Origin of the sequence: Rhizobium sp. BR 314 (assembly GCF_047445805.1) — a bacterium.
In the GTDB taxonomy this organism is placed as follows: domain Bacteria; phylum Pseudomonadota; class Alphaproteobacteria; order Rhizobiales; family Rhizobiaceae; genus Rhizobium; species Rhizobium lusitanum_B.
The window spans coordinates 118,197-143,512 of the sequence record NZ_JARWLA010000013.1; the positions used below are offsets into that span (position 1 = coordinate 118,197).

At 57.3% G+C, this 25,316-nt stretch carries 23 protein-coding genes; 10 read left to right on the plus strand and 13 right to left on the minus strand.

The window, feature by feature from the left end; genetic code table 11:
* The first annotated feature begins 7 nt into the window (after positions 1-7).
* Positions 8-853 (plus strand): LysR family transcriptional regulator, encoded by an 846-nt coding sequence (locus QD461_RS18015; protein WP_184710265.1) that lies wholly within the window; start codon positions 8-10, stop codon positions 851-853.
* A gap of 112 nt (positions 854-965) precedes the next feature.
* Here the strand turns inward: QD461_RS18015 and QD461_RS18020 are convergent, their stop codons facing one another.
* Genes QD461_RS18020 through QD461_RS18030 form a run of 3 tightly spaced genes read right to left on the minus strand, consistent with a single transcriptional unit; the run spans position 966 to position 3,607 of the window.
* Positions 966-1,739 carry an ABC transporter ATP-binding protein gene (locus QD461_RS18020; RefSeq protein ID WP_414088974.1) on the minus strand — a complete coding sequence of 258 codons (774 nt, stop codon included), beginning with the start codon at positions 1,737-1,739 and terminating at the stop codon, positions 966-968.
* Positions 1,740-1,748: 9 nt separating this feature from the next.
* Complete coding sequence (locus tag QD461_RS18025; protein WP_414088975.1) at positions 1,749-2,621, minus strand: ABC transporter permease; 873 nt, start codon at positions 2,619-2,621, stop codon at positions 1,749-1,751.
* Positions 2,622-2,629: 8 nt separating this feature from the next.
* Positions 2,630-3,607, minus strand: coding sequence for an ABC transporter substrate-binding protein (locus tag QD461_RS18030; protein WP_414088976.1), 978 nt, complete (start codon positions 3,605-3,607; stop codon positions 2,630-2,632).
* Positions 3,608-4,372: 765 nt separating this feature from the next.
* Here QD461_RS18030 and alr point away from each other — a divergent pair.
* From alr to QD461_RS18055, 5 genes are all read left to right on the plus strand, one after another.
* Positions 4,373-5,533 (plus strand): alanine racemase, encoded by a 1,161-nt coding sequence (gene alr / locus QD461_RS18035; RefSeq protein ID WP_414088977.1) that lies wholly within the window; start codon positions 4,373-4,375, stop codon positions 5,531-5,533.
* A 97-nt stretch (positions 5,534-5,630) separates the two neighbouring features.
* Complete coding sequence (locus tag QD461_RS18040) at positions 5,631-6,551, plus strand: DMT family transporter (RefSeq protein ID WP_414088978.1); 921 nt, start codon at positions 5,631-5,633, stop codon at positions 6,549-6,551.
* Between the two features lie 54 nt (positions 6,552-6,605).
* On the plus strand, positions 6,606-7,742 hold the full coding sequence (locus QD461_RS18045; RefSeq protein WP_414088979.1) for a M20 family metallopeptidase: 1,137 nt from the start codon (positions 6,606-6,608) through the stop codon (positions 7,740-7,742).
* 425 nt (positions 7,743-8,167) lie between these two features.
* Entirely contained in the window at positions 8,168-9,379 is a 1,212-nt protein-coding gene (locus tag QD461_RS18050) for a glycosyltransferase family 4 protein (protein WP_414088980.1), read from the plus strand.
* Positions 9,322-10,392, plus strand: a complete 1,071-nt coding sequence (locus QD461_RS18055) for an NAD-dependent epimerase/dehydratase family protein (RefSeq protein ID WP_414088981.1) — start codon at positions 9,322-9,324, stop codon at positions 10,390-10,392. The genes QD461_RS18050 and QD461_RS18055 overlap by 58 nt, the downstream gene beginning before the upstream one ends.
* 662 nt (positions 10,393-11,054) lie before the next feature.
* Here QD461_RS18055 and QD461_RS18060 read toward each other — a convergent pair.
* The 3 genes from QD461_RS18060 to QD461_RS18070 form a co-directional block, all read right to left on the minus strand.
* Entirely contained in the window at positions 11,055-12,041 is a 987-nt protein-coding gene (locus QD461_RS18060) for a LacI family DNA-binding transcriptional regulator (RefSeq protein ID WP_414088982.1), read from the minus strand.
* An 89-nt stretch (positions 12,042-12,130) separates the two neighbouring features.
* On the minus strand, positions 12,131-13,897 hold the full coding sequence (locus QD461_RS18065; protein ID WP_414088983.1) for a glycoside hydrolase family 36 protein: 1,767 nt from the start codon (positions 13,895-13,897) through the stop codon (positions 12,131-12,133).
* Between the two features lie 17 nt (positions 13,898-13,914).
* Positions 13,915-14,538 (minus strand): carbohydrate ABC transporter permease, encoded by a 624-nt coding sequence (locus tag QD461_RS18070; protein WP_210325754.1) that lies wholly within the window; start codon positions 14,536-14,538, stop codon positions 13,915-13,917.
* On the opposite strand from QD461_RS18070, the gene QD461_RS18075 reads away from it, so the two are divergent.
* The gene (locus QD461_RS18075) at positions 14,537-14,662 is read left to right on the plus strand and encodes a hypothetical protein (protein WP_414088984.1); all 126 of its coding nucleotides are present in this window, start codon (positions 14,537-14,539) and stop codon (positions 14,660-14,662) included. The genes QD461_RS18070 and QD461_RS18075 overlap by 2 nt on opposite strands.
* 91 nt (positions 14,663-14,753) lie before the next feature.
* Here QD461_RS18075 and QD461_RS18080 read toward each other — a convergent pair whose 3' ends face one another.
* The 3 genes from QD461_RS18080 to QD461_RS18090 form a co-directional block, all read right to left on the minus strand.
* Complete coding sequence (locus QD461_RS18080) at positions 14,754-15,686, minus strand: carbohydrate ABC transporter permease (protein ID WP_414088985.1); 933 nt, start codon at positions 15,684-15,686, stop codon at positions 14,754-14,756.
* Positions 15,687-15,758: 72 nt separating this feature from the next.
* Entirely contained in the window at positions 15,759-17,087 is a 1,329-nt protein-coding gene (locus QD461_RS18085) for an ABC transporter substrate-binding protein (protein ID WP_414088986.1), read from the minus strand.
* 479 nt (positions 17,088-17,566) lie between these two features.
* Positions 17,567-18,982 (minus strand): MFS transporter, encoded by a 1,416-nt coding sequence (locus QD461_RS18090; RefSeq protein WP_414088987.1) that lies wholly within the window; start codon positions 18,980-18,982, stop codon positions 17,567-17,569.
* Positions 18,983-19,101: 119 nt separating this feature from the next.
* Between QD461_RS18090 and QD461_RS18095 the strand changes: the two genes are divergently transcribed.
* Both QD461_RS18095 and QD461_RS18100 read left to right on the plus strand, forming a co-directional pair.
* The gene (locus QD461_RS18095) at positions 19,102-19,413 is read left to right on the plus strand and encodes an ArsR/SmtB family transcription factor (RefSeq protein WP_414088988.1); all 312 of its coding nucleotides are present in this window, start codon (positions 19,102-19,104) and stop codon (positions 19,411-19,413) included.
* A 433-nt stretch (positions 19,414-19,846) separates the two neighbouring features.
* Positions 19,847-20,110, plus strand: coding sequence for a hypothetical protein (locus QD461_RS18100; protein ID WP_414088989.1), 264 nt, complete (start codon positions 19,847-19,849; stop codon positions 20,108-20,110).
* On the opposite strand, the gene QD461_RS18105 is transcribed toward QD461_RS18100, so the two are convergent.
* Entirely contained in the window at positions 20,092-21,276 is a 1,185-nt protein-coding gene (locus QD461_RS18105; RefSeq protein ID WP_414088990.1) for a cytochrome-c peroxidase, read from the minus strand. The genes QD461_RS18100 and QD461_RS18105 overlap by 19 nt on opposite strands.
* 220 nt (positions 21,277-21,496) lie before the next feature.
* Here QD461_RS18105 and QD461_RS18110 point away from each other — a divergent pair, with 220 nt between their 5' ends.
* Positions 21,497-23,068 (plus strand): acid phosphatase, encoded by a 1,572-nt coding sequence (locus tag QD461_RS18110; RefSeq protein WP_414088991.1) that lies wholly within the window; start codon positions 21,497-21,499, stop codon positions 23,066-23,068.
* A gap of 617 nt (positions 23,069-23,685) precedes the next feature.
* On the opposite strand, the gene QD461_RS18115 is transcribed toward QD461_RS18110, so the two are convergent.
* The 3 genes from QD461_RS18115 to QD461_RS18125 are packed head-to-tail and all read right to left on the minus strand — an operon-like array spanning position 23,686 to position 25,246.
* The gene (locus tag QD461_RS18115) at positions 23,686-24,534 is read right to left on the minus strand and encodes an alpha/beta fold hydrolase (RefSeq protein ID WP_414088992.1); all 849 of its coding nucleotides are present in this window, start codon (positions 24,532-24,534) and stop codon (positions 23,686-23,688) included.
* On the minus strand, positions 24,531-24,914 hold the full coding sequence (locus QD461_RS18120) for a DUF1048 domain-containing protein (protein WP_414088994.1): 384 nt from the start codon (positions 24,912-24,914) through the stop codon (positions 24,531-24,533). The genes QD461_RS18115 and QD461_RS18120 overlap by 4 nt, the downstream gene beginning before the upstream one ends.
* A gap of 2 nt (positions 24,915-24,916) precedes the next feature.
* Positions 24,917-25,246, minus strand: a complete 330-nt coding sequence (locus QD461_RS18125; protein ID WP_184710301.1) for a PadR family transcriptional regulator — start codon at positions 25,244-25,246, stop codon at positions 24,917-24,919.
* Positions 25,247-25,316 lie beyond the last annotated feature (70 nt).

The window sequence follows — 25,316 nt, forward strand, 5'->3', positions numbered from 1 at the left end:
GAGCGCCATGGACACATCCCTACTTCGTTGCTTCCTGACCGTTTCCGACACCAAGAGCTTCTCGGCGGCGGCCGCGCGGCTCAACATCACCCAATCCACGGTCAGCCATCAGATCGCGCGGCTCGAAGAACATCTGGGAAAACAGCTCTTCGAGCGAACGACGCGTAATTGCCGGCTGACCGCGGATGGCCGCGATCTTGTTCCCCATGCCGCGCGGGTACTGCAGTCCGTCGACGAGTTGGAGCAGAGCTTCAAGCCGCAGCTCTTGAGCGGAACCGTCGTTATCGGCGTTCCGGACGACTATTATCTCTTCGGGTTGATTACCGAGGCCCTCGGCGGCTTTATGGCCGACAAGCCCGGCGTCGCGGTGGAAATGCGCGCCGGCCTCGGCGCCAACCATCTGCGTGACCTGCAAGACCGCAATCTCGATCTCGCGCTGGTGCGGGAAGTCGGCGGCAGCACAGGCGAGATCTTGAGGACCGAGCGGATCGTCTGGATTGCCGGGCCGACCTGGTCGCCGCCGGTCGATGGGGTGGTGTCGCTCGCCGCGGTGAATGGTGGTTGCGCCTATCGCAGAACCGCGACTGCCGTACTGGATGCCCAGAACATTCCGTGGAAATGCAAGTTTTCCTGCACGAGCCTCGAAGGGGTTCTCTCAGTGGTGCGAGCCGGTCTTGCAATCTCGGTCGTGACGGAGGGCGATGCGACCAACGGTGTACGGATACTGGACGACACGGCAATGCTGCCGCTCCTGCCGCATACCACGCTCAGCATCAAATATTCCCGAAAGCAGCCAAGCCTTGCCGCCAAGGCTCTTGCGCGTGTCATGGCGGATGCGCTGATGAATGCGTAGTGTGATCAGAGCGGGTTGACGGAAATCTCTCATAGCTTCCGCCATCCCGCTTTGAATTCTTGGATAGGCACTGCTCAGGGTGAAGGTCGAATAGCGCTCAAATCGTCCTGATTTAGGCCGCGCTTTTCGCCATGGAGAACAGCAGGTGCCTGAGCCTATGCCGCAGCTGCGTGAAATCGGGACGCTCGGTTTGCTCAATGGTGCGTGGATGCGGAATATCCACCTCAATGATCTCGGCGACACGACCGGGATGCGGAGAGAACACCACGATCCGGTCGGCCAAGAGCATTGCTTCATCGATGTCGTGCGTAACGAATACGACCGTCTTTCGATCCTGGGATCGGAGATCCAGCAGGAAGGTCTGCATCTCGACGCGTGTCAGCGCATCGAGCGCCCCAAACGGCTCATCCATCAACAGGATCTTAGGCTCCATCGCCAATGCTCTTGCAATGGCGACACGCTGCTGCATACCGCCGGACAATTGCGATGGGTAGGACGCGGCGAATTTCGTCAGCGATACTCGCTCAAGGATGCGGCTCACCTTTTCACGGCATGTATGACGGTCCGTTCGCGCCAGGTTGAGGCCGAAAGCAATATTTTCTTCGACAGTCAGCCAGGGAAAGGAGGTATAGGATTGGAAGACCATGCCGACGGACGGATCGCGTCCGTCGACGGGCCGGCCATCAATGAAGATGTTGCCGGCCGACAGGGTGCTCAAACCAGCGATCATCCGTAGTAGCGTGGACTTTCCGCAGCCCGAAGGCCCGAGGAAGATGACGAACTCGCCGTCTCGGATAGTCAGGGACACGTCTTCAAGGGCCGTGACCCTGCTTTTACCGTCTCCAAAAGTCTTGGTGACGCGATGGATTCCGATAATGTCAGACATGATTTTTCCTCAGGACCGCCCGCGCTGGAGATAGGGAAAGAAATAACGCCCCGCGACATTGAAGATCATGTCGCTGATGAGACCGATGAGGCCGATCGAGATGATGCCGACGAAGATCGTAGCCGTGTCCATGAAACGCGAAGCGCTCAGGATGATGTAGCCGACGCCACTCGACGCTGCGACAATCTCGGCTATGACGATGTAAGTCCAGGCCCAGCCGAGGACGATCCGAAGATCGTTGAAGATTGCCGGCTTCGCCGCCGGCAGGATCACCTTGAAGATGATCTGCATGGGGGTGGCCCCCAGCATGATCGCCGCCTCGATCAGCGCAACGGAAACCGCCAGCGTGCTGACCATCACCATCAGCGTCAGCGTAAAGAAGGTGCCGACGAAGATGACGGAGAACTTCTGCCCGTCGTCGATCCCGAGCCACAGCACCAGCAATGGGATGAAAGCGGTGGCGGGCATGTAGCGCGTAAACGCAAGACAGGGTTCGAGAAGCGATCGGAAGAACTGGACCGATCCCATCATCAGGCCGAGAGGTACGGCGACGATGGCGGCAAGGCCGAAACCGACGAGCACGCGATATATGCTGACAGCGATATCGCCAAGGAAGCCCTTGTCGACATAGAGGCTCCAGGCCGCGCCTATAACCTGGACAGGGCCGGGAAGGAAAAAGTCGCTGACCAGGCCAGTGGCCGAGACGAATGCCCACACGGCCAGAAGGACGAGGAAAAATGCGACCGAAAGCGCCAGGGATACGGGCCTGGAAAGCGGCTTGCGGATTGCAAACAGGCCACGAGCCCTCGAATTCCTGACCGAGCGGCCATCATGGGGGCCGCTCATGACCCCAATCTGTTCCTTTATTGAATCGACGGTCATTCGACGCCTCACTTTCCGAGTGCTGCGGCCAGCGGTTTGGCATCGACGACCTTGCCGGCATCGAGGGCTTCCTTCAGGAGCCCAGCCTTCGTATAGAAGCCGACACCACGCTGGGTGACATTCTTGATCTCGCCCAGAGAAGTGCCGGAGCCGATATACTTTTCGTTCTCCTCCCGCGAGACGAATTCGAGCCCGGCAAGTGACGATTTGAATTCCTCGTCCTTGACGCCCAGCGCCTTGGCCATGATGGCGTTGGCTTCGTCGGGTGACGACTTCCAGTAGTCATAAGCCAGGAAATAGGCCTTGATGAAATTCTTGATGTCGTCAGGGCGCTTTTCGATCACATCTGTGCGAAACGCGACAGTGTCCACGATCAGGCCTGGTTTATCGGCGGAGCTTGCCAGGATATGTCCGCCACGCTCCTTGGCTTTCGAGAGCCATGGATCCCATGTCGCCGCAGCATCCAGGCGACCGGCCGCAAAAGCCGCCCCCGCATCTCCGGCCCGCATCGACTGCAGTTTCACGTCCTTCGTCGTCATCTGGTTGTCGGCAAGCAGATTCAAGAGAAAGAAGTAGGTGCTCGAACCTTCCTCGGCGCCAAGCGTCTTTCCCTTGAGATCCTGAACGGACTTCACCTCATTCGTGGCAACGATACCTTCACCACCCTTGGAGAAGTCGACGGCCAGCACCTGCTTGATGCCGAGTTTCTGCGCATTGTAGAAAATGAAGGTGTCGACCGTCGTCGACCAGCCGTCGAGGCGACCGGTGGCGATCGCGGCGGAGGTGGATGGTTTATCCTGAACCGTCACGAGCGAAACCTCGACATCATTCTTTTTGAAGAAGCCTTTCTGGTCGGCAAGATGCAGGAGGCCGTAGCCGACCCACGTCGTCATGCCGACGGTCAGCGGCTTGTTTTCTGAAGCGGATGCGGTTGTCACAAGGAATGAGGCCGCAATTATTGCACTTGTAATGACTTTCGACAGCATATTTTGATCCCCCTTATTCTTGCTGGCGTGCCTGATCCGACAGGATGTCGCTGGATACACCTCTGATCGGACCACAAGTGGCGGGAAATATTTAACGAAAATTCATTATCGATTGATGCGCGAATTCGTTTAATCGGGTTAGATCTTCCACAGCCTGTCGATAGCCGAAGGCATAACGACCGAGGTTTATAAGCCCCTGTCTTGTCTCTACATTCCGAATGTATGTGACCAAACAATAGGCAACTAAAGAAATTGCCTCGACCCTTATTTGTAGGAAACACAACCAGGATTTGTCAGTTTCCGAGGCCATCAAAGGCGATCGCATCGAAATCCCGCAACAAAAAACACGTTTATAGTCATATTTCCGATGTAAACGACTAAATTCAAATATACAATAAACAACATCAGGCGCATACGTAGAACTATTCATGTATATATTGCTATGACTCACGCAACTTTAGGAAATATCATCGAAAATATAGAATAAACGACATATTGATATTACCATTCATCAATTTGTAAATCATTGATATTCAAAATTTCGCCGCGCGCCTGACATAAAATGTTCAATGTAGAGATGCATAAATTACGTGCAAATGCTTAGCTCCGTTGTCGAGCATGGGGTTTGCAAAGCGCCTGAAAAACAATCTCAAAAGGGGATTCAAGGGCACTATAACGCTTGGAAACAGCGCCGGTCGTTCACCGGCGTGGCCACGACTTGGGAGGGTCGAACCAAACCCGCTGCGATTTCACAGGATGGAAAACATGTCGATCATCCCCAGTGCAGTCTTTCAAGTCGATCTGGCCGCCATAGAATTCAACTACAGGCATGCGCACACCATAGCCGGCAAGGCCACCGAGATTGCCGCCGTCGTGAAAAGCGACGCATATGGTCTCGGTCTGACCAGCGTCGCCAAAGCACTTAGCCATGCCGGCTGCAATCTGTTTTTCGTTGCCAATCTGGATGAAGCGCTATCGCTGAGATCAGCGGTGCTGAACGCCCGGATTGTCGTTTTCTCAGGCGACGTGGTGAAGTCTCGAGATGTTTACCGTGAGGCAAATCTTGTTGCCGTCGTCAACAGCAGGGAAGATCTGGTGGGGATCGCGGACGCGACCGCTCCGGCTCCCTATTTCCTCAATGTCGAGACGGGCTTTTCCCGCTTTGGCCTCAACATTGATGGTTTGCAGGATCTCAAGGCATCGGGCGTTTTCCAGAACAATCCACCATCCTGTATCTTCAGCCATCTCGCGTGCAGCGACAATGCCCACGATCTCACGAACAAGCAGCAACGGGATCGCTTCATCGCTGCGGCGAAGATGTTTCCCGAAGCAAGCAGGAGCCTCAGCGCGTCGGCTGGCTTATGGCTCGGCCGAGCCTATCATTTCGATATCGCGCGGATCGGCTCGGCCCTCTACGGCCTGAACAATGCCCGCATCTATCCGAACCCGTTGCGATCGGTTGCTCGGCTCCGGGCACCTCTTGTCGACATCCGAAACGTGCCCCACCGCCAGGCTGTCGGATATGGAGCGACCTTCCGGACCAGGCGGGACACATGTCTGGGAATTGTCGGCATCGGGTACAAGCACGGACTTCCGTGGGCCTGCGCAAACAAGCTCAACGTCAAGATCGGACAATACATCGCTCCTGTCGTCGGTCGCATTTCGATGGAATACACCACGGTAGACTTGACGGATGTGCCCGAATTCGCCCGCGAGCGCGGTGGCGCAGTTGATTTCCTCTATGATGATTTCGGGATTGACGAACTCGCGGCTGCGGCGGGCGTGAGCAGCCAGGAAGTTGCCATTCGGCTTGGTGCCTCCTGCCCGCGCGACTATCCCGAGCGCGCCATCGAATGGGGTGCTGTCGCCAGCATGGTCGGCCGTCGCGGCAGTGACACGGGCTCCGTGATCGAAAAGGTCGCATGATGCTTGCGGGCGGCCATTAGCCCTCGCCGCAAATCCATCCACCATTCCACACGATCGGCCTTCTGACCGGAAGGCTCGAAAGGAGAAATGCGTCATCATGCCTTCACACCTCTCAAACCATCTGAAAGGCGTTCTTTTCGTTGGCGCCGCAGCCGTCGCATGGAGTCTGGGCGGACTGTTTTTCCGCGCGATCGCCCTCGATCCATGGACGACTTCGTTCTGGCGAAGCATTTTTGCCGCGGTGTTCTTGGCATGTTACGCGCTCATTGCGCATCAGCGCCAAGGATTTGCAGCGCCGCGAGGAGATGTCCGTCACGGGCTCGTTGTATCGCTCGGCATTGCGGCCAGCATGGCGACATTTCTGCCGGCTCTCGCGCTCACATCAGTTGCAAATGTCGCCTTGATCTACGCCACTGCGCCCATTCTTACTGCATTGCTCGCCTATTTCTGGCTCCGCGAGCGGCTCGACAGCGTCACGGTCCTTTGCGCGCTAGCAGTCGTTCTCGGAGCCGCTCTCTTGCTGTCGTCCTCAAGCCAAGGCCATGGAATTGGCGGAGATCTCCTCGCGTTTGCCTCGACGGCGGCGCTGGTTTTTGTGGCTCTGGCCATACGAGCCAGGCCGGGATATTCGCTTCTCCCCTATATTTGTCTGGCCAATGTCTTCGTAGCGGCCATCGCGCTGCCATTGGCTCCTTCACTGGCCATTTCCTGGCACGATGCGGCGCTTCTCGCACTATTCGCCTTCCTGCAGGTGGCTCTGAGCTTCACGTTATTCACCATCGGCGCCCGCATGCTGCCGGCAAAGGAAACGGCATTGATCAATGCGCTGGAGGGTCCGCTTTCTCCTTTGTGGGTATGGCTGGCTTTCGGCGAACAGCCAACGCCAACAACGATGGTAAGCGGCGTGATCATCATGACCGCGGTTTTTGCTTATATCGCGATCGCCGCGAGGCGACAGGAGCGCAACCGTTCCGCATATCTCCGGCCGTCACTTCAACTTACCGTGCAGGAGCGGTGAAGTCGCCCACCTCCGTTTTTTTAATCGATCGAACAAGTTCAGAGGTGAATTGCGATGTATATCGAAGACAAGCTAACGTCCGGAACATGCGACACGCCACTCGATCTCCTGTCCAAACTTGTGAGGATTGAAAGCTGCGATCCACCAGGCCGGGAAATCGAGGTGGCGCGCAGCCTCGAGGCGGAATTGATCCGCGCCGGAGTCCAAGTGGAACTGGATGAGTTTGCGCCGGGACGGGCCAATCTCCTGGCGCGCCTGCCCGGCGCCGGCACAAAGCCTCCGCTCGTCTTCTCCGCTCATCTCGATACGGTCCCAGTCGGAACCACCGGATGGACGCAGGAGCCGTTCGGTGGTCATATCAGGGACGGCCGTCTATATGGTCGCGGCGCATCGGATATGAAAAGCGGCGTTGTCGCCATGACGGCCGCGCTTCTTGAGATCGCGACCACGGGAACGCCGCTGACCGGTGACCTGCTGCTCGCTTTCTCCGCTGGTGAGAGCTCCAACTGTCTCGGTGCGAAGCGCTTTGTGGAACGGCGGACATTCGCCGAGGCGGGAGCCATTTTGGTCAGCGAGCCCTCATCCCTTGAGCTCATCATTGCCGAAATGGGTGTCCTGTGGTTACGCGCAACGGTTTTCGGCCGTGTCGGGCATGTTTCGGGTGATGGCGGCGACAATGCGATCATGAAGATGGCATACGTTCTTCCGAAGATTCAGTCCGTCCGACTGCCTTGCACGGATCATCCGCTTCTACCGGAGCCGACAATCCGGATCGGGACGATCCATGGAGGCGCGGCGGTGAACGTGACGCCTGATCGCTGCTTCGTCGACATCGACGTGAGGATCCACCCCGGAACCACTCCCTCGGAAATAATCGATCTGCTGGAACCGTTAGGGCTGGATTTGGAGATCCTCGACTTCAAGCCGTCCGTCGAGACCGCCATCGACCATCCATTCACGCAAACCTGCCTGCAGGCCTGCGCTGCAAACCGATCGCAGGCTCCTCGGATATCGGGTGTGGCCTACTATTCCGATGCGACGATCTACACCTCGGCCTTCGAAACGCCATTTGTGATCATCGGACCGGGAGAGCTCGGCATGAGCGGTCAGACGGACGAGTTTGTCGAGATCGAGAAATTCAATCAGGCTATTGCGATCTACAGAGCCATCGCAGAATCCTATTTGAAGTAGGCTGTTTAACCGTTTCGCCGCTCTGGATGGGATTTCAACTCTCGGTGCGGCTTCACCGCTTCTGACATGATACCGAATGATCGCAGATTGGCATCCTTTCGCGGGAAGCCTGTTGAGACAGCAGGTATTCATGGCCGCATCACTGTTGCAGATGCCGATTGTGGCTCATTGAATTCGGCCGTTCCAGCCACAGTAGATGCGAGAACGGGCACCGCCGCGCAAGGTACCACCTGGCGCGCGGCGGTCGGTCGGCGAGGAACAGCCTGCAACGGCGTGATTCAACCTGAAAGCAGGATGCCCTCCTGCGAATGGATGAATTGAAATGTCACGGGGTTAGGTCGCTTTATATCTGTCGGGCCTGTGATGGGAGACACCAATATCTTTCATCCGGGCCAGAGACATAAGGGGGGCAAGTTTCGAATCTCATGCGTCTCATACTCGTCAATGATGTTTCAACCGTTCGCGGTGGTGCGACCAAGGTGGCGTTGCAATGTCTTGAGGCAAGCAGGGATGCTGGTCTGACTTGCGCCGTGCTGGTCGGCGATGACGGTGAAGGCCTCAAGCCGCAGTTTTCCGGCATCCGGACAGTTGCGCTTGGCGAGCGTCCTCTTCGGGAAGGTCCGACCTTCACCGATGTTTTCACAAAGAATTACAACCGGCGCGCCTACGAGGCGATGGAAGGATTGCTTCAGGAATCGGCGGAGGAGACCGTCGTGCATGTCCATGGCTGGTCGCAGATCCTGTCGCCATCGATCTTTTATGCGCTTGCCAAACATGAGGCCAGGGTCATTGTCACCGCGCATGACTTCTTCTTGAATTGTCCGAACGGAGGACTTATCGATTTTCGCAGCGGCGATGTCTGCCATGTCAAGCCGCTGTCCGCCGCATGTCTGACGAGCAATTGCGACAAGCGCAACTACTTCCACAAGCTCTGGCGTTTCCGCCGTACTTTGACGCAGCGGAATGTCGGCGAGGATTTTTGGGGCCGCATCGGCATCGTGCTGGCGCATGAAAACATGGAGGCGCATCTGCGCTCCGGCCCTCTCCAGCATTTTACGACGCTGCGCACACCGACTGAGCCGTTGACGCGGGGACCGGTAGAAGCATGGCGCAACCACCGCACCATCTTTCTCGGCCGCATGTGCTGGGAGAAAGGAGTGCGAACACTGGCGGATGCGCTCAACAAGACCGGAAGGACGGCGACACTCATCGGTCGCGGACCGTTGCTTGGGGAGATGCAGCGCGCTCTGCCGCATTGCTTCGTGCCCGGCTGGCTAAGTGATGAGGAGGTAACGAGGCTTGCCGGCGAAGCGCGCGTCTTCGTCATGCCGTCGCGTATGCCTGAGCCTTACGGTCTGGTCGCAGCCGAGGCGTTGATGTCCGGCATCCCGGTGATTGTCAGCAGCAATGCGCTGATTGCGACGGAGGTCGAAAACAACGGCGCCGGTCTGGTCTTCGAAAGCGGCGATGCGGATTCGCTGGCCGAGAAATTGGCTGCGACGGATGACGACCACCTGATGCGAAGACTGAGCGAGGGTGCGTTTGCCCTTGGCCAACGCATCGCGCCGAGCAGGGCGGAATGGAGGCGCCGAATAGTGGACATTTATACGGGGCGCAGCGGTTTTCTTGCGCATTAGTTGGGGGATGGACAATGGCACGTGCTTTGGTGACGGGCGGTTGCGGCTTCGTTGGTCGACATCTTATCCGGCGGCTTGTCGCGGAAGGACTGGATGTCGTCTGCGTCGATCCCCTGGTCATGGGGACGGGCGCGCTTCATCCTGATCTGTGGCGGTCATTTGCGCGTTCCCATTTGGTCTTTCTCCAGGAAGACTGCCGCGCATTCTTCGCTCGCCCGCCGGAGTATTTTGATTATGTCTTCCATCTGGCCGCGCTGGTCGGCGGTCGCGTGACGCTCGAGACGCAGGCGCTCGACGTCGCCGAAGATCTGGCTGTCGATGCGAAGCTATGGCAGTGGGCCGCACGCGCCAAACCGGGTTCGGTGATATTCTTCAGCTCTAGTGCTGCCTATCCTGTATCACTGCAGACCGTCGACAATCATCGACTGCTGTCGGAGGAGATGATCAATTTCGACGCGGCCATCGGTATGCCGGACCTCAGCTACGGCTGGGCGAAACTGACCGGCGAATATCTGATGAACCTCTATGTCGAGCGCTATGGCCAGCGCGCCATCGCATACAGGCCGTTCAGCGGCTACGGCGAGGATCAGGATTTGGCTTACCCTTTCCCGGCGATATGTCGCCGTCTGCTTGCAGAGCAAGGCGCGGCGGAGGTCTTTGTTTGGGGTTCAGGCCGTCAGTGCCGTGATTTCATCCATATTTCCGACTGCATCGAATTCATCTGGCAAACGAAGGAATTGCTTCCCGACGGTGCCAGCCTCAATCTGTCCACCGGAATTGCAATATCCTTCATCGAATTGGCCGAGGCCATCAGTCAGCGGATCGGCTGGCAGCCGACGGTCACGGGGCGGTCGAACCATCCCGAAGGTGTCTTCTACCGCTGCGGTGATACGGCCCTGCAACGCTCCTACGGGCTGGCGCCGTTGGTCCATCTACACGAGGGGATCGCGCGGATGCTGGAGTATCTGCGAGCACAACAGTCGCAATATGGGCAGCAGCGCCTTGGCATATAGTGTGGATTTGCCGATATAAGTTCGAGCTTACACACCGATGTTGCGGCCCGCCGCCGTGAGCCTCACCCTTTTCCGGCCAGTCAAGGACTTCGCGGCGGACTGGCTCCGCACGGTGTTCGACAGGACAGAAGGGCGCAATCTTCTCGGCCTTTGTTAATCTCCGCAAACGAGTTGATGCCGGATTTGCGGCAAGTAGAGACTGATCAGAACCTATTGTGCCTGCGGGAGAAAGAGCGTTTCCCACGTCATCACTTCCCGACTTGCCTGTCGCCGGACCTGGTTGAGGCCCTGGACGCTTCGATGCTTTTGTCATTCTCATGATAGCAACGATCCAGTCGTTCATGAAGACGGAGCCGGGATTACCGCCATTTTCTGGCGTGGCATCCCGGGTTCGCGGTGATTTCTCAGCGACGACAGCGCCTGCTGGCTGATATTCTCCGGATGAAACTCGAAAAGTGTCGCATTCGGCCCAACACCGCAGCCAGTCATCGCGATATCTGCACTCCCGACGCCAAGCAGGTCGGGTCTCGCGTTGATCTGACCGACGATTGCGTAGTCGAGGCGATCACCTTTGACCTGAGCCTCGAGTTTCCTTCAGGATTTCGGAGAGTCTTTGGTTTTCTGAACGGCCGCCTCCAGCTCCGCGACCAGAGCGACAACACTCACCTATCCGGTGGCACCGGGGCAGTAGAACCACGGACCCGCAGTTCCGGCTCAAGCAGAATTTCACCAACACCATAGGATCTGTTGGCGATAATGTCATTGAGGGTGGATGTGATGCTTCTAACAATATCATCCACCGGCTGCCGCACACTGGTAAGCGGAGGATCCGTAAAATCCAGCCAGCGTGAATCGTTGTAGCCGACCACCGAAATATCGCTCGGGACATGCAAGCCTTCCCGCGTGATATGCCTGATGGCGCCAAGTGCCATCTCGTCACTGGCCGCAACGATCCCTGTGACACCCTCGGCGAGCAGCATCTCCGCTCCGCGCCGACCTCCTTCAGTCCCGTAGGGCTGCCTTACCCAAAGCTTCTCGACGCCGGCGATATTCCGGCGCCTCATTGCCGTCAGGAAGCCCTCAAGCCTTCGGTCGGCGGGCATATTGCCTTCGGGGCCGGTGCAGATGCCGATTCTGCGGTGGCCGAGATCATAGAGATGTCCGACTGCCAGTTCCGCCGCACGCCGGTCGTCTGTAGAGAAGACTGGCGCTTCAACTCCGGCAAACGCCCCATTGAAGGTGACGAAAGGTACACCACGTTCGTGCAGCAACTGATGCGCGACAGGATCGGAATTCACGAGCGTATTGCTTGCCGAAAGGAACACCACCGCAGCGATACCGCGGTGAACCAGGGACTCGACATAATCACGCTCCTGAACGGTTCCGGGATAGACCGGCCCGACGATGGTGTTTAATCCGGCGCGACCCAGCTCGACGGCGAACGCGTCGCACAAATCGGAAAAAAAGAAACTCGCCAAGCCCGGCACCAGGATGAGAACGATGTTGCCGCGCGTGCTCCGTTCGTAGCCGGACTTGCGCAAAGCGTCCTCAACTGCTTGCCGCGTAGCACTCGCTATCCCATAGCGCCTGTTGAGCACACGACTAACGGTTGCTTCGCTGACGCCAGCCATTTCGGCAACCGTCGCCAATGCTACATTGCTGGCGCTGGGGCGCCCTTTCCGTGGTTTTGGGGTCGGCTTTTCCTTCATTCCAGCAGTCAGACTTCCTCTGAGCTCATCTATTCGTCCACCCTCCGTATATCGAGCACGGCAATCCCGCAAGGCGGAACATCAACGAGCCAGAACCCCTGATCGAGCCGGTGGCTCGCTATCCGAACGCGAGCCCCGACCATATCGCTCACGTCGACGATCACCTCCGCCGGTGCTCCGCTCAAACGGAGGACAAGCTTGCTTTTGGTGGTCGCGTTGAGCAAGGTCAGTTGCCTGAATACCGAGCAATCCAGATCCACGATTGTGTCGCTATAGACACCGATGACGCCATTTCCCGCGCCGTCGACACATTGGACGACGGGGTAGCCAGCAGAAGGAAGTCCGCCATCCAGTTCCCCATGAATGACGATATCCCGTGTTCGCTCCCAATGAGCAAGAACATGATTGATCACCACGCGCTGGTCCGAGGGAAGCTCGGTCAGCCGCATGGATATTTGCGGCACCGAAAAATATCCCGCCAGAATCTGGCGTGCCGCCGCTTGGGCACCTCCTGAACGATCCCAGACCAACGGGTCGGAATGAACCACGGCGCTTGACGTCATGCGCGTATCGATAATCGCACGACGCCCCACCACCACATCGGTAGGGCAATCGAAAGCGCGAACCACATTCGCATAAGCCGCCACAGCTGTATTCACATAGGGTTGACGGAATTCAATGATCGCGTCGGCGCGCCCTCGCTCTTCAAGCGAGCAGCAAAGCTGCTCGAGCGTCTGTTGCATCGCTTCGCCAACGTCATTGATGTCGCCGCGACCTCGAGTGCCGACATAGACGGTCGCATCGTTCAGAAAGTCTATTTTCAGTCCGTCGAGATCATAATCCTCGATCACCCGCAGACAGCTCGACACGAAGAAGTCGCGCACCTCGCGAAAACGCACATCGAGTATGTTTGCGCGCAGACGAGGCGCGTGATGCGGAGCATAGACAGCCATATGAGAAAATGCATCGCTTTTATTGCCCAGCAACAGCGGAGCTACCCAGACGACGACCGACATGCCAAGAGCTTTCAGCCGAGCCACATGCGCCCTGAAATCGGGAAACTTGCCGGCATCGGGCAGCCAATCGCCGCATCCCGCATACCAGCGACCATTGGCCATCTTCTGCCAGCCATCATCGATGAAAACGGCACGACATCCGATGTCGCGCGCAACCAGAGCGTCAGCCTCGATAAGACTTGCATCGATTGCCTGGGAATAGGCGTACCAGGTGGAGTAAACCGGTGCCTTGGCGGCTTCCGGCAGATTGCGACCCACTTTGCCAACACGCTTTGTCTGCCATTGGCGCAAACCGGCGATGGTCCTGGAAAGCGTATCGCCTCGATCGGCCAAAGCGAGTTGTAGAGGCTCCCCAGCGACCGCGCGCTTGCGCTGGATGAGGATGACAAAGGCCATCTCCTCTTCCGAGACGCCAAACTGCAGCTGGCAGTCCTTCACCAGCCAATCTGTCGCGTAACCAAGCATTGCTCGACCGTCGCCGTCGTAGAGACAACCGAGTGGTGAGGATGACACGATGCCGATCGTATCTGTCCCCTTCCAGTCCGGCATCAACGGCCGCTCGTGCAGCCCGGCCGGATACCAGTATCCTTCCGCACATTCGAGAGGAATCCGGATGGCGACACGAAACACATCACTTTCACCGGGAATAATCTTCAAGACGTTGAGATCGTTCGACCTGCCTTCTTCAGCCAGGTGCGCATCCTTGGAGATGTCGACCAATGCGCCGGCCCAGGTTCCGTTAAGGCGCACCAAATCCGATGCGAATTCTTCGAGTATCAAGGACAAGCTCCTGAGTTTTACTGTTTGACGGCGCCGGCAAGCATGCCGGCCACGAAGTGTCTTTGGAGAAGGAGGAAAACCCCGAGGACCGGGAGAACCGAAAGCATGGTTCCTGTCAGCAGCGCGCCGTAATCGGTTCCGCGGGAATCCAGCATGGACGCCAGTGCGACCGGAATCGTATACGCATGCTTTTCGCGCAACACGATCAGCGCGTAGACGAACTCGTTCCACTGAGCCAGAAACAGAAAGATCGCGAGCGCCGCCAGTGCCGGCCGCACGACAGGAATTACGATCTGCGCAAAGATTCGAACTTCACCGGCACCGTCCATGCGAGCTGCCTCTATGAGTTCGTCCGGAATCGATGTCATCGACTGCCGCATGAGGAAAATTCCGAATGGCAGGGCCAGGTTCGGCAGGATCAGGGCCTGATAGGTGTTCAGCCATTTGAGCGCTACCATGATCTGAAACAGCGGCACGAGGGTCACCTGCGACGGCAATGCCAATGCCAGCAGAACGACACCAAACAAAAAGCTCTGTCCGACGAAACGAAATTTGGCGAAAGCGTAGCCTGCCATGGAACAGACGATCATGCCGAAGAATGTGTAGAGCGCAGCGACAACCGTTGAATTGACGATCGCCATGGCAAATTCAGTCTCGCTGAAGAGCCGTGACAAGTTCGCCCAAAGGCTCGTTCCGGGCAGCAATATGGGCCGACTGCTGAAGAATGACGTGCCTGGTTGGGTACTGGCGATCAGCAACCAATAAAATGGCGCGACCATAAAAAGACCGCCCAATGCTATGACCAAATTGAGGGCGATCGAGCGCGTAGGGCCAAAGTTGGATTGAGAACCGACCATCATGAGCGAGCATCTCCGAGCAAGCGAAACTGGATGAATGAGACAACACCAATGATAATGGTCAGCGCATAGCCGATCGTGGATGCATAGCCAAAATCGAAATACTTGAACCCGTTCAGATAGAGATACATGCCGATGGTAAGTGTCGCATTGTCAGGTCCACCATTGGTAAGGACATAGGGTTCGTCAAAAAGCTGCAAGGTACCGATACTGGACAGCACGGTCGTTAGGATAATGGCCGGCTTAAGTCCGGGAAGGGTTACATGCCGGAACTGCTGAAAACCGCTGGCGCCATCAATTGCTGCAGCTTCGTAGAGATCCGACGGGATAGTCTGCAGCTGTGCGAGATAGATGATGGCCTTCTGGCCGGTATAATGCCATGTCAGCGCCAGCATGATCGATATTTGCGCCCAGAACGGATCCGCCAACCATGGAATACGCGGCAATCCCGCGGCATTGAGCGCATAGTTGACGAGGCCGTACTGATTGTTCAGCAGCATCGAAAGTAGGATACCGTAGGCAACCAATCCCATGACGATCGGCACAAAATATGTCATGCGCCACAAGCTGCGAAGCTTCAGCAGGATAGAATTGAATGCAACGGCCAACGCAATGGCGAGCACGAGCATGATCGGCACCTGAATGGCAAGAATCGTCGCGGTATTGGAGAGAGCCTTGCGAAACAGAGGATCGCCAAGTAGCCGGAGATAATTGTCCACCCCTACAAAAGTGACTTTTCCCCCACGTCTGCTCGTGAAGCTCAGCCAGAATGCATAGCCGTATGGGTAGAGTTTGAACGCAATAAAGAGAATGAAGACCGGACTTAGAAAGAGATATGGGGTCAATCGCCGGAAAAATTGACCTTTTGGTTTAACCACCGCGCGGCTGACCACAAATCTCTTATCCATTGCGAATGTTCTGTCGATGGTCATGACGAGGGTACCGGTGCCTGAGAGGTGCGGTGGAACGGGCGCCCGCCGGGTGGGTGCGGGCGCCGGAAGACATTATTGCTTGATTTTACGGCCGGTCTGGCCGGCAACTAGCGTTGCTGCCGCATCGAGCGCCTGTTTCGGATCGACGCCCTTCAGCAATACCTGGGTCTGCGCATCCATGTAGGCCTTCAGCGCCTGCGCATAATCTCCCGTGAAATTGATGGCAGGCGTCTTTTGCGCCAGTTCGTCCACGAACAGCTGGTTGACCTTCTCGCCATCATAATATGGATCGGGAGCGACAAAATCGGCGCTTTCGATCAACGGCTTATAACCCGGGAACAGACCGCCACCACCGTAGACGAGCTTCTGACCTTCAAGCGTGCCGAGGGCGAAGTTGATGAAGGCCCATGCAGCGTCCTTGTTGGCGCTCTGTGCGTTGATGGAAAGATAAGTGGCGCCGGTGACGGCCGCGGTCAACCCGCCGGACTCAACCGCCGGTGGGCGGCGGACGGCCCACTTACCCTTCATGTCGGGTGCCTGAGCTCGAATGACGCCCGCCATCCATGAGGCGACGGGCAACACCGCCACCCCGATCTCACCCTTTACCTGCTTGATCGTCGAATCCCAGCCACCGGGGATGTCGGCCATGATCCCGGCGTCATTGGCCTGCTTCATGATCGTCAGCGCACGCACACCTGCAGCATCATTCATGGCGATATCGCCCTTGGCATCGAAGAAGAAGCTACCCTGCTGGGCCGCCAGCAATTGCCACAGATTCGACGCCTCCTGCCTGGTCGCCGCCTTGTCCGTGCCGAACATCGGCACGCCGGTCTTCTGCTTGAGCGTCACGCCGGCCTTGAGCATGTCATCCCAGGTCTCGATCTTGGAAATGTCGATGCCGGCCTTGTCGAACAGGTCCTTTCGATAGAAAAATCCAGCCGTGTTCGCTTCGTAGGGAATGCCGTACACTTTGCCATCCGCACCGGAGCCGCTCGCCCAGACGCCAGTTGGAAACTTGCCGGCCAGATCCTTGGCGCCGAGCGCATTTAAATCGACAAGGCCATCGGGAAACGTCTCAACATAGTTTCCCATGTAGTCGATGCCAATGTTCATGATATCGGGCAAACCAATGCCGCCAGCCGCCATACCGGTTGTGATTTTGTCCCATATCGCCGGATTGCCGACGTCTTCGATGGTGACTTTCACATTCGGATATTTCTTGTTGAACGCTGGCACTGCGGCCTTGAGGCCCTCGCCCGGCGTTTTCCAGGTCCAGACTGATATTTCCCCGGATAGATCTTGCGCCCAGCCAATGCTGGTCCAGGTCATTGTCGCTGCCAGTGCAATCGCTGCCTTGCCGAAGGTTCGGCGTGTAACTTTCCCCTGCAAACTCATGGCCATGGTCCTCCTCCCGACCGCAAGCGCCGTTGCAATGTCCGGCGCTGCCGATATTCGATAGCACATTTCAATTTTCTTGCAATTTATTTTTGCAAATTTGCAATACCATGCTGAGGAGGTTTGAAATGCGGCTCGATCAAGTGAGTTTATCGAGCAGTCGAAAATTCGATGGACGAGACTTATGTCTGACCAGAAAATGACGGGGGAGGTGATAGGGCGATACGACCCTCGCTGGTCGAAGATGGGCGCGTTTCTCGCTGTCAGGCTATCAGCTGCATCGCGCAAGCAGCGTGACATCTGTCATTGTGCTGACGGCGAGAAACGCGCCGCTGGGGCGAGCTGAGGACCTGGATCTTGGCGCAGACGACTATCCAGATGGCCCCCTCTTGTCAGAGGAGCGGAGGACAAGGGGGGACGACCAGGGCTTTCAGTTCGAGAGGGCAGCAGTTGCCCTTCTACCCGGAAGTCGACAATGATTTTTGCTACTCAGCGGACCGTCGAGCCGATAGCGCGACGACAAGCGCAACGCATATTCCGATAGCTGCCCCATAGATGGCATTTCGCGTTCCTTCAACGATACTAAGGTGTGACATGCCCACAGCGGAGCCATCAAAAGAAGAGCCTGCGATCGCAACCAACACCGCCAGACCGACGGCGCCACCAACCTGAAGGCTGGTCGATGCCATACCGGATGCAACACCCTGTTCCTTCGCGTCGACACCGGCCGCAGCGGCAATCCACATGCCCGTCCACGTCATACCCTGGCCTATACCGGCAACGATCAGCCCGGGGACGAGTACAAGGTAACCACCACCCGGATAGATGCAACGACCAAGGATGGCGGTACCGGCAGCACCGATGATGAGACCGATCATGAGAGTGTATTGCGTCCCGCGTTTTGTCGCCAACCGCTCACCGATCTGGGTACCAAGTGCAATCGACAAAGACGGAACGAGAAAGGCAAGCCCGGTCTGAAGCGCGTCGTAACCCATGACCCTCTGAAAGAGTACAGTTAGAAAATAAGGCAGTGCGCTGAAAGTGCCCATGAAGATGAAGGTGATCAGCATGGCCGTGACGAGGCTGCGATTGGCGAACAATCGAAGCGGCATGAGCGGTTCTCGACTACGGCCCTCAACGGCAATGAACGCCAAAAGCAGGAGGGCGGCACAGGCATCGGAGGCCAGAACCAGAGGCGCGCTCCAACCATATGAGGGTCCCTGAATGAGGGAGAAAACGAGAAGGGTGACACCACCTGTCACGGTGACGGCTCCGGCAATATCAAATCGCCCGCTTAGGCTTCCGGCAGCATCTTTTGGAATTGCGACGATCGCACCGAGGACAACGATCAGCGCCAGCGGTACATTGACGAAAAATACCGAGGACCAACCAAACGACTGAGTGAGAAAACCGCCGAGAAGCGACCCGAGCGTAAGCCCGCTGGCGCCGGCTCCACCCCACACGGCAAGCGCTCTGTTGCGCGCCGTCCCCTCCTTGAAGATCGTGTTGATCAGAGAGAGCGTGGCCGGAAATAGAAGCGCTCCGCCCATACCCTGGAGCGCGCGAGCAGCGATAATGAGAGTTGAGTTTGTTGCTAGTCCGCCGAGCAGCGACGACAGGGCATAAATCAGCAATGCGCCGATGAACATGGTGCGTCGACCAAGAAGATCGGCTGCCCGACCGCCAAGGAGCAGAAAACCGCCAAAGGTCAATGCGTAGGCACTGACGACCCATTGCAGGGACTGATTGGTGAATCCGAGCCTGGCGCCCAACTCCGGCAGCGCAACATAGACGATATTGAAATCGAGAGAGGTAATGAGCTGGGCGAAGGCAAGAAGCACCAAGCTCCAGCCAAGGCCAGTTTGGCCGTGATGAGATCGCGTTTGATTATAAGCATCCATGAAAATCCCCAGACAGGTCTAGCAAGCCGGCTTCAGCGCGGCACGTACGATTGTACGCGTATATACGTACCATTAAAAAATAGTTTGACAATACGCGTACATTTGGACAATTATATCTCATGTTGCCTTTTCACCCATCTCGCGACCAGATCGAGCTTGCAAACGTGCTGGCGGCGCTCGGCAATCCGACGCGTCTACGTGTCCTGAAAAAACTCGCCGACGGGGGAGAGCATCCTTGCGGCTCTATCCTTGAGGGTGTTTCGAAGTCGACATTGACGTATCATTGGCGCGCGCTGCGTGAAAGTGGCGTCGTCTGGCAAAAACCTTCGGGCCGAGAGCTTCTGTTATCTCTCCGCCGCGAGGACTTGAATGCGCGGTTCCCGGGCTTGATCGATGCGCTGCTAAGCTCAATGCGCATAGAGGCACGATAAGCAAGCACCCAGATCCGCTACCGCACCGTTGGTTTGCGATCCAGTTCCGCAGAGATTCGTGAGCCGAACTCAATGACGCACGTCTATTGTGGACCACGCGCTGGGGCTGAGACCCCAGCATTGGTCGCCGATATCAGGCTAGAGACGACAGGGCGCAGGCAAAGAGTCGGAATCCCAAGCTCCCCGCCGAGTTTACGGCAGGGCAAATTTGGGACGGCGCCCTCGAAGTGCGAAAGGAAGTGCATCGTTACCGACCAGCGAAGTGTGTAACGATGTCGAGCTCATTTCAATTAGTTTTGGTAAGGTGGGTCTGAAGGTAGTCCGCGTTCCCTCAGGACGATCTCGCGAGAGGCTGTTTGGGTCGGTGATGGGAATGAAGTGAGCCAGCTCAGGTTTCGGATGAGTAAAGTGGAGCAACAGGGAGAGCACGAGCATGGACGTTGACAAAGTGATTGCAGTGGTTTCGGCAGCAGGGATCGAGCTGACGGACAGGCGCCGAACCATTTCAGATGATGGCTGGTCTCTTAGTTTCGCCAATGGCGCCGAGCTTCAGATCGGTGACGACGGCAAGATCAACGCTTCGGGCAAAGGTGCCGATTCCGTCCTTGGCCTTCTCGACCTGAGGTCAAACGGCGCCACGAAATCAAAGGCGCAGCGGCCACGCACGGGGCGTCCGTCTCACTTTGGCGGCTCGTAACCATCGCTAAGCGTGGCAAGAAAGGCAACCACATCATCAATCTCAGTTGAAGAAAGCGCTGGCTCTTCGCCCGCTTTGCGATCAAAGGGGGGATCTATGTTGACGTTGGCTTTCGCCTCCTCCGACAGATCGTCATATTTATCGAGGCTGCCATCGGGTTTTCGTGGGTACCAACGCTCCGGATGGGTCTCCCGCTCGACATAAAAGCGCACTGCGTCTTGCAACGAATGAACACCGCCATTGTGGAAGAAAACCTTACGCAGGGCGACATTGCGCAGCGTTGGCGTACGAAACAGCCCGCAATATTCCTGACGTCCGATAAAGTCAGTGCGCAAAGGTCCGCACAAACCAAGGTCGCGGAATGCCGGATCCTTGTTGGCAGGAATATCGCGGTTACGGGGCACTCCGATGGCAATCAGCCCATAGTCGGTAAACTGTGGCGGCGTGCCGTCGTGTCCGCGCTGACTGACATGACAGGACGCGCAATTGCCCTTGTCAGGGGCATTGAACAATTCAAGCCCTCTTGCCTCCTGAGGGGTGAGCGCGACCTTGCCGGCCAACACTGCGTCATATTTGCTCGAGTAGGGATAGAAGGTCTTATAGTCTTGCTGAAACACCTCAAGCGCCTTGAGCGCGGTGCGAAACGCAATCGCTGGGTCGCCGCCAGCCTTCGGCCCCGCGATATCAGCGATCGCCTTGCCGTAGCCCGCCTTTAGCACGTGGCGACCGACCTCAACTCCGCTTTTATTGCCCATCTCGAAATCGGAAAGCAGTGGAATTTTGGCTTGCTCACTGCCGCGATCGACCCGACCGTCCCAGGTCAGACCGCCGGTCGGTCCGTTGTCGATGCTTTCGTCCGCCTCATCCTCGGATTCGAAGAAGTGCTCGCTAAAGGGCGGGACGACCTGCAGATATTTGAGCGAGGGCGCCGCCCGCAACCCCACCTGATTCAGATCGCCGCCGCCGAGCTGAACCGAGCGATCGTTAGCCGGCCCGAATGCATGGGAAGGGTCGTGGCAGGAGGAACAGGCTGTTCTGCCTGATGCCGATAGCGATGGATCGAAGAAGAGAGCCTTGCCGAGTGCTGCCAGCGCTGATGTCTGTCGTCGCACCTCGTCGCGCGACAGGGCCTGACCCAATTGGACCGAGGTCGTCAACAGCAACATTGCGGCGACACCGCCAATCCTGAGCCATTGTCCCCTATGCGGCGTCAATTGCATCGCTATGGTCGCTATCCCTTACCACAATGTCACATATCATCCGGCCGTCATCGTTAGCCGGGTTTTGGACCTGTTTCAATTAGCACTTGCCTTGGCTACCCGCCAGAATATGCTGCCTCATTGAGGTGGAGGCGCATCCACCGAAATCCTGGAGAGGAAAATCCAAATGAAGTCGATCACTGCTGCAGCCATCAGTGCGTTAGGTCTTTCCGTGGCCGTTTTTGGCCCTGCTTTTGCCGGAAGTTCTGACACAAAGACCGGACCAAACGGGAAAGCCGCCAGTGACCTGAAGCTGATCGACACCGTCGTCGTGATCTATGCGGAAAACCGCAGTTTCGACAATCTCTATGGCAACTTCCCAGGCGCTAACGGTGTCTCGAAGGCGCCGGCAAGCGCACGGATCCAGCGCGACCGGGACGGCAAGCCGTTTAAGGAACTACCACCGATCTGGGAGGGCCTCACTGCCAAAGGCGTGACGCCACCAATAACACAGGCTGCGACCGAGCACCTGCCCAATCGCCCATTCCGCGCGGATGATCCCAAGGGCTTTAACATCGCCATGAATACGATCACGCGCGATCTATGGCACCGCTACTACCAGAACCAGATGCAGATCAACGGCGGCCGAAACGACAAGTTCGTCGCCTATGCCGATTCAGGCGCATTGACGATGAGCCTCTGGGATGGCTCGAAGATGCCTATGTGGAAGGTCGCGCAGAAATACGTACTGGCCGACAACTTCTTCATGGGCGCTTTCGGCGGCTCCTTCTTCAACCATCAATGGCTGATCTGCGCCTGCGCGCCATATTACGCGAATGCCGACACAAGTGCTGCCAAACCTTCCATTGCGGCGGTTGAGGCAGATGGGGTAACGTTGAAGGCCGCCCCCAACTCACCGAAATCGGCAATCGATGGCATCCCGAAATTTGTCAGCGATGGCAATCTCACACCCGATTTCTATGCCGTCAACACCATGCAGCCTCCTTATCAACCTAGCGGAAATGGTCCTGCTGCGGATGGAGACAAGGCGCTTGCCGATCCGGGCAAGCCAACGACCTTACCGGCGCAGACCGAGCCCACCATCGGCGACATGCTTAGTCTCAAGCATGTGACGTGGGCCTGGTACGGAGGTGCCTGGCAGGATGTGCTTGACCATGGCAACAAGGACCCGGTGCCGAGCTTTCAATATCACCATCAACCATTCAACTATTATGCCAACTTCGCCCCCGGCACGCCTGCCCGAGCCGAGCATCTGAGGGATGGCGGTCTCGCCGGGGCTGAGTTCATCAAGGCAATCGACGCCGGAACGCTACCGCAAGTGTCGTTCTACAAGCCTCAGGGCAATCTTAACGAACACTCAGGCTACACCAATATCGATGCTGGTGACGCCCATATTGCCGACTTGATCGGGCATCTTGAGAAGAGCCCGCAATGGCCGCATATGCTTGTCGTCGTCACCTATGACGAGAATGGTGGACTCTGGGATCATGTCGCGCCGCCCAAGGGTGACCGTTGGGGTCCCGGTTCGCGTATTCCGGCCATTATCGTCTCGCCCTATGCACGCCACGGCTATGTCGATCACACGCCGATGGACACGACCTCCATCCTGCGCTTCATCACACGCCGCTACGAGTTGCCGACCCTCCGCGGCATCACCGTTCGAGACGCTTCCGTCGCTGCCCATAAACAAAAGCCGCTCGGCGACTTGACCAGCGCGCTCGTACTGAAGGACAAGTAAGACCGGGTATCGGCACAGCATATGTGGTGTGAGCGGCGGAAGGAGGCGTGACCATATCGCCTCCGCCGCTCTACTGTCGCTACTGCAAGCAGCAGTGCTTTCCGCTTGAAGTCCATGCGAGTGATTTGATCTCGGCGATCACGGCTGCGCCACCACAATGGGGTGATACTAATAGACGGAGATGTTCAGGCGTCGGATCATCGCGGTAGCGGCCACAGACAACTCCCCATCCGAAACGAAAGTCACGTTGGGATGCTAAAGTATCCACGATAGTTCGTCGATGCGCCACCGTTGGATTTGGCTATTTTCCGCCGTCAGAAGCGTCGTGGCGACCCGCCAATTGAATCGGAACCCATCGCCGCGCTCCATCAGCAATTCCTATTGCTGGAACAGCTCGCACAGCATGCTCTGCCCACCGATGGGCAACCCGCCATGAAAAGCTGAGCATGGTGGTCAAGGCCATAAAGGGCGGCAAGTTTCAATTGGCCGCGTGGAAGCACCGCGCCGATTGGAAGTACCATCGCATCGCTTGCCTTCCTTCCGCAATGCTTAACGCCTTCAGCATCAAGTTTGCCATCAAGGCCCATGATGCTGGATCCGATCTCATCGTCAACTGTTTAGCGGCTGGCGCCAAAGGCCCCAATGGGTGGCATTGAAGCAATCTCACGCACGGCCTCGGCGATTGCGCGAAAGTCTTTGTGCAGGATCGTCCGGTGATTGCTGGCGACCTTCGCACTAACCTTAAGGTACCGATTGCGGGCGAGCGCAGGGATGATGCTTTCGCGCATCGCCCTGAATTCCTCTTCACAACCGCAGAGACTGGCACCGGTGGCAAGCACGTATCGGACGGGCACTCTTATATCGTCGAGCACCGGATCGAAGGCGGCAGCAACCTTATGATTCTCAATGGTGATCTCGGCATGCTGTTCGGCGCTCATGTGCGCCGCAACGCCCAGTCGACTGGCTATTGGCAACAATAACCGCATCCACCGAAACAAAGTGCGGATCCTCTCGTGCCCGGCTGCCTCGATCCAGCCCCAAGGAAACGCACCCTCCACTGCCACGACGCCCAAAGCGCGATCCGGGTTCCGAGCTGCCCATTGCACGCCGATATATGCCCCATAGGACCACCCCACCAGCAGCGCGCGATTCACACCTCTGGCACCCAGGACGGCATCGAGGTCGCGAATGCACGCCTCGAAGGAATAATCTGCAGAACGCTTGGAACGGCCACGTGCGCGCTCATCATACAGGATATGCCGCCAGTTGGGTCCGAGGTCGGCCACGACCTTGCGCCATCGCGACTGGTCGGCAAATGAGCCATTGAGATAAACTACAGGTACGCTATGGCCGCCGAGGTCGGAGACGGCCAAGGCTGTATCTTCAACTGGAAGCAAACCTGTCCATTCCGCTGTCACATTTGGTCGCCAAGTGCGGCCCTCAGCGAAGGATGGTTGGATCATCATTCGTCATCCGTATGGAACGTCGTTCCTGCGGCCGCATGATCGATAGCCATAGTCAGCCGATCACGCTCCTTCTTGACCCATTGGCCATCCGAGTAGTTCGCGATGAACGTCTCCGCGAATTCAACCGGGTCTGCTCCAACGATATCTCGGACCGGCGTGCCGTTCGCTACGCTCTGCTCGAACAGGTCGGCAAGATCGTGATACATCCGCGCCGCGACCTCGCCTTTGGCGATCCCTCCAACGTACATCAGATACCGCTCCAGCGCCTCGGCGGCCGCCCGATAGTTCGCGGGTAGCGCGCTGATCCTCGCTTTGGACCGCTGGTATTGCTTCTTTTGTTCGAGCGTTCCGGTGATGAGCTCTATCCATCCTGCAGCCATGTCTATCTTCCTCCTTCATGGAGCTGTTCCAGTCGATCTGCGAGGAACCGCCAGTTCCTCCAGAACTCTTCGAGATATTTCCGCCCCTCGACATTGAGGGAGTACACCTTGCGCGGCGGCCCCTTCTCGGATGGAACCTTCTCCACCTCGACGAGACCACGCTGCTCTATCCTGACAAGCAGCGCGTAGACGGTTCCTTCGGCGATATCGGAGAAACCTTGCTCCCGCAGCCATGTCGTAATCTCGTAGCCGTACGCCTGACGGCCAGACAGAATGGCGAGCACCATGCCCTCCAGCGTACCCTTGAGCATCTCTGTCATTTGCTTGCTCATGGCATCTCCTTAGATGACTATTCAGCGTGACTGAGTACCAGTATATAGCGTTACTATGTAGCAACGTCAA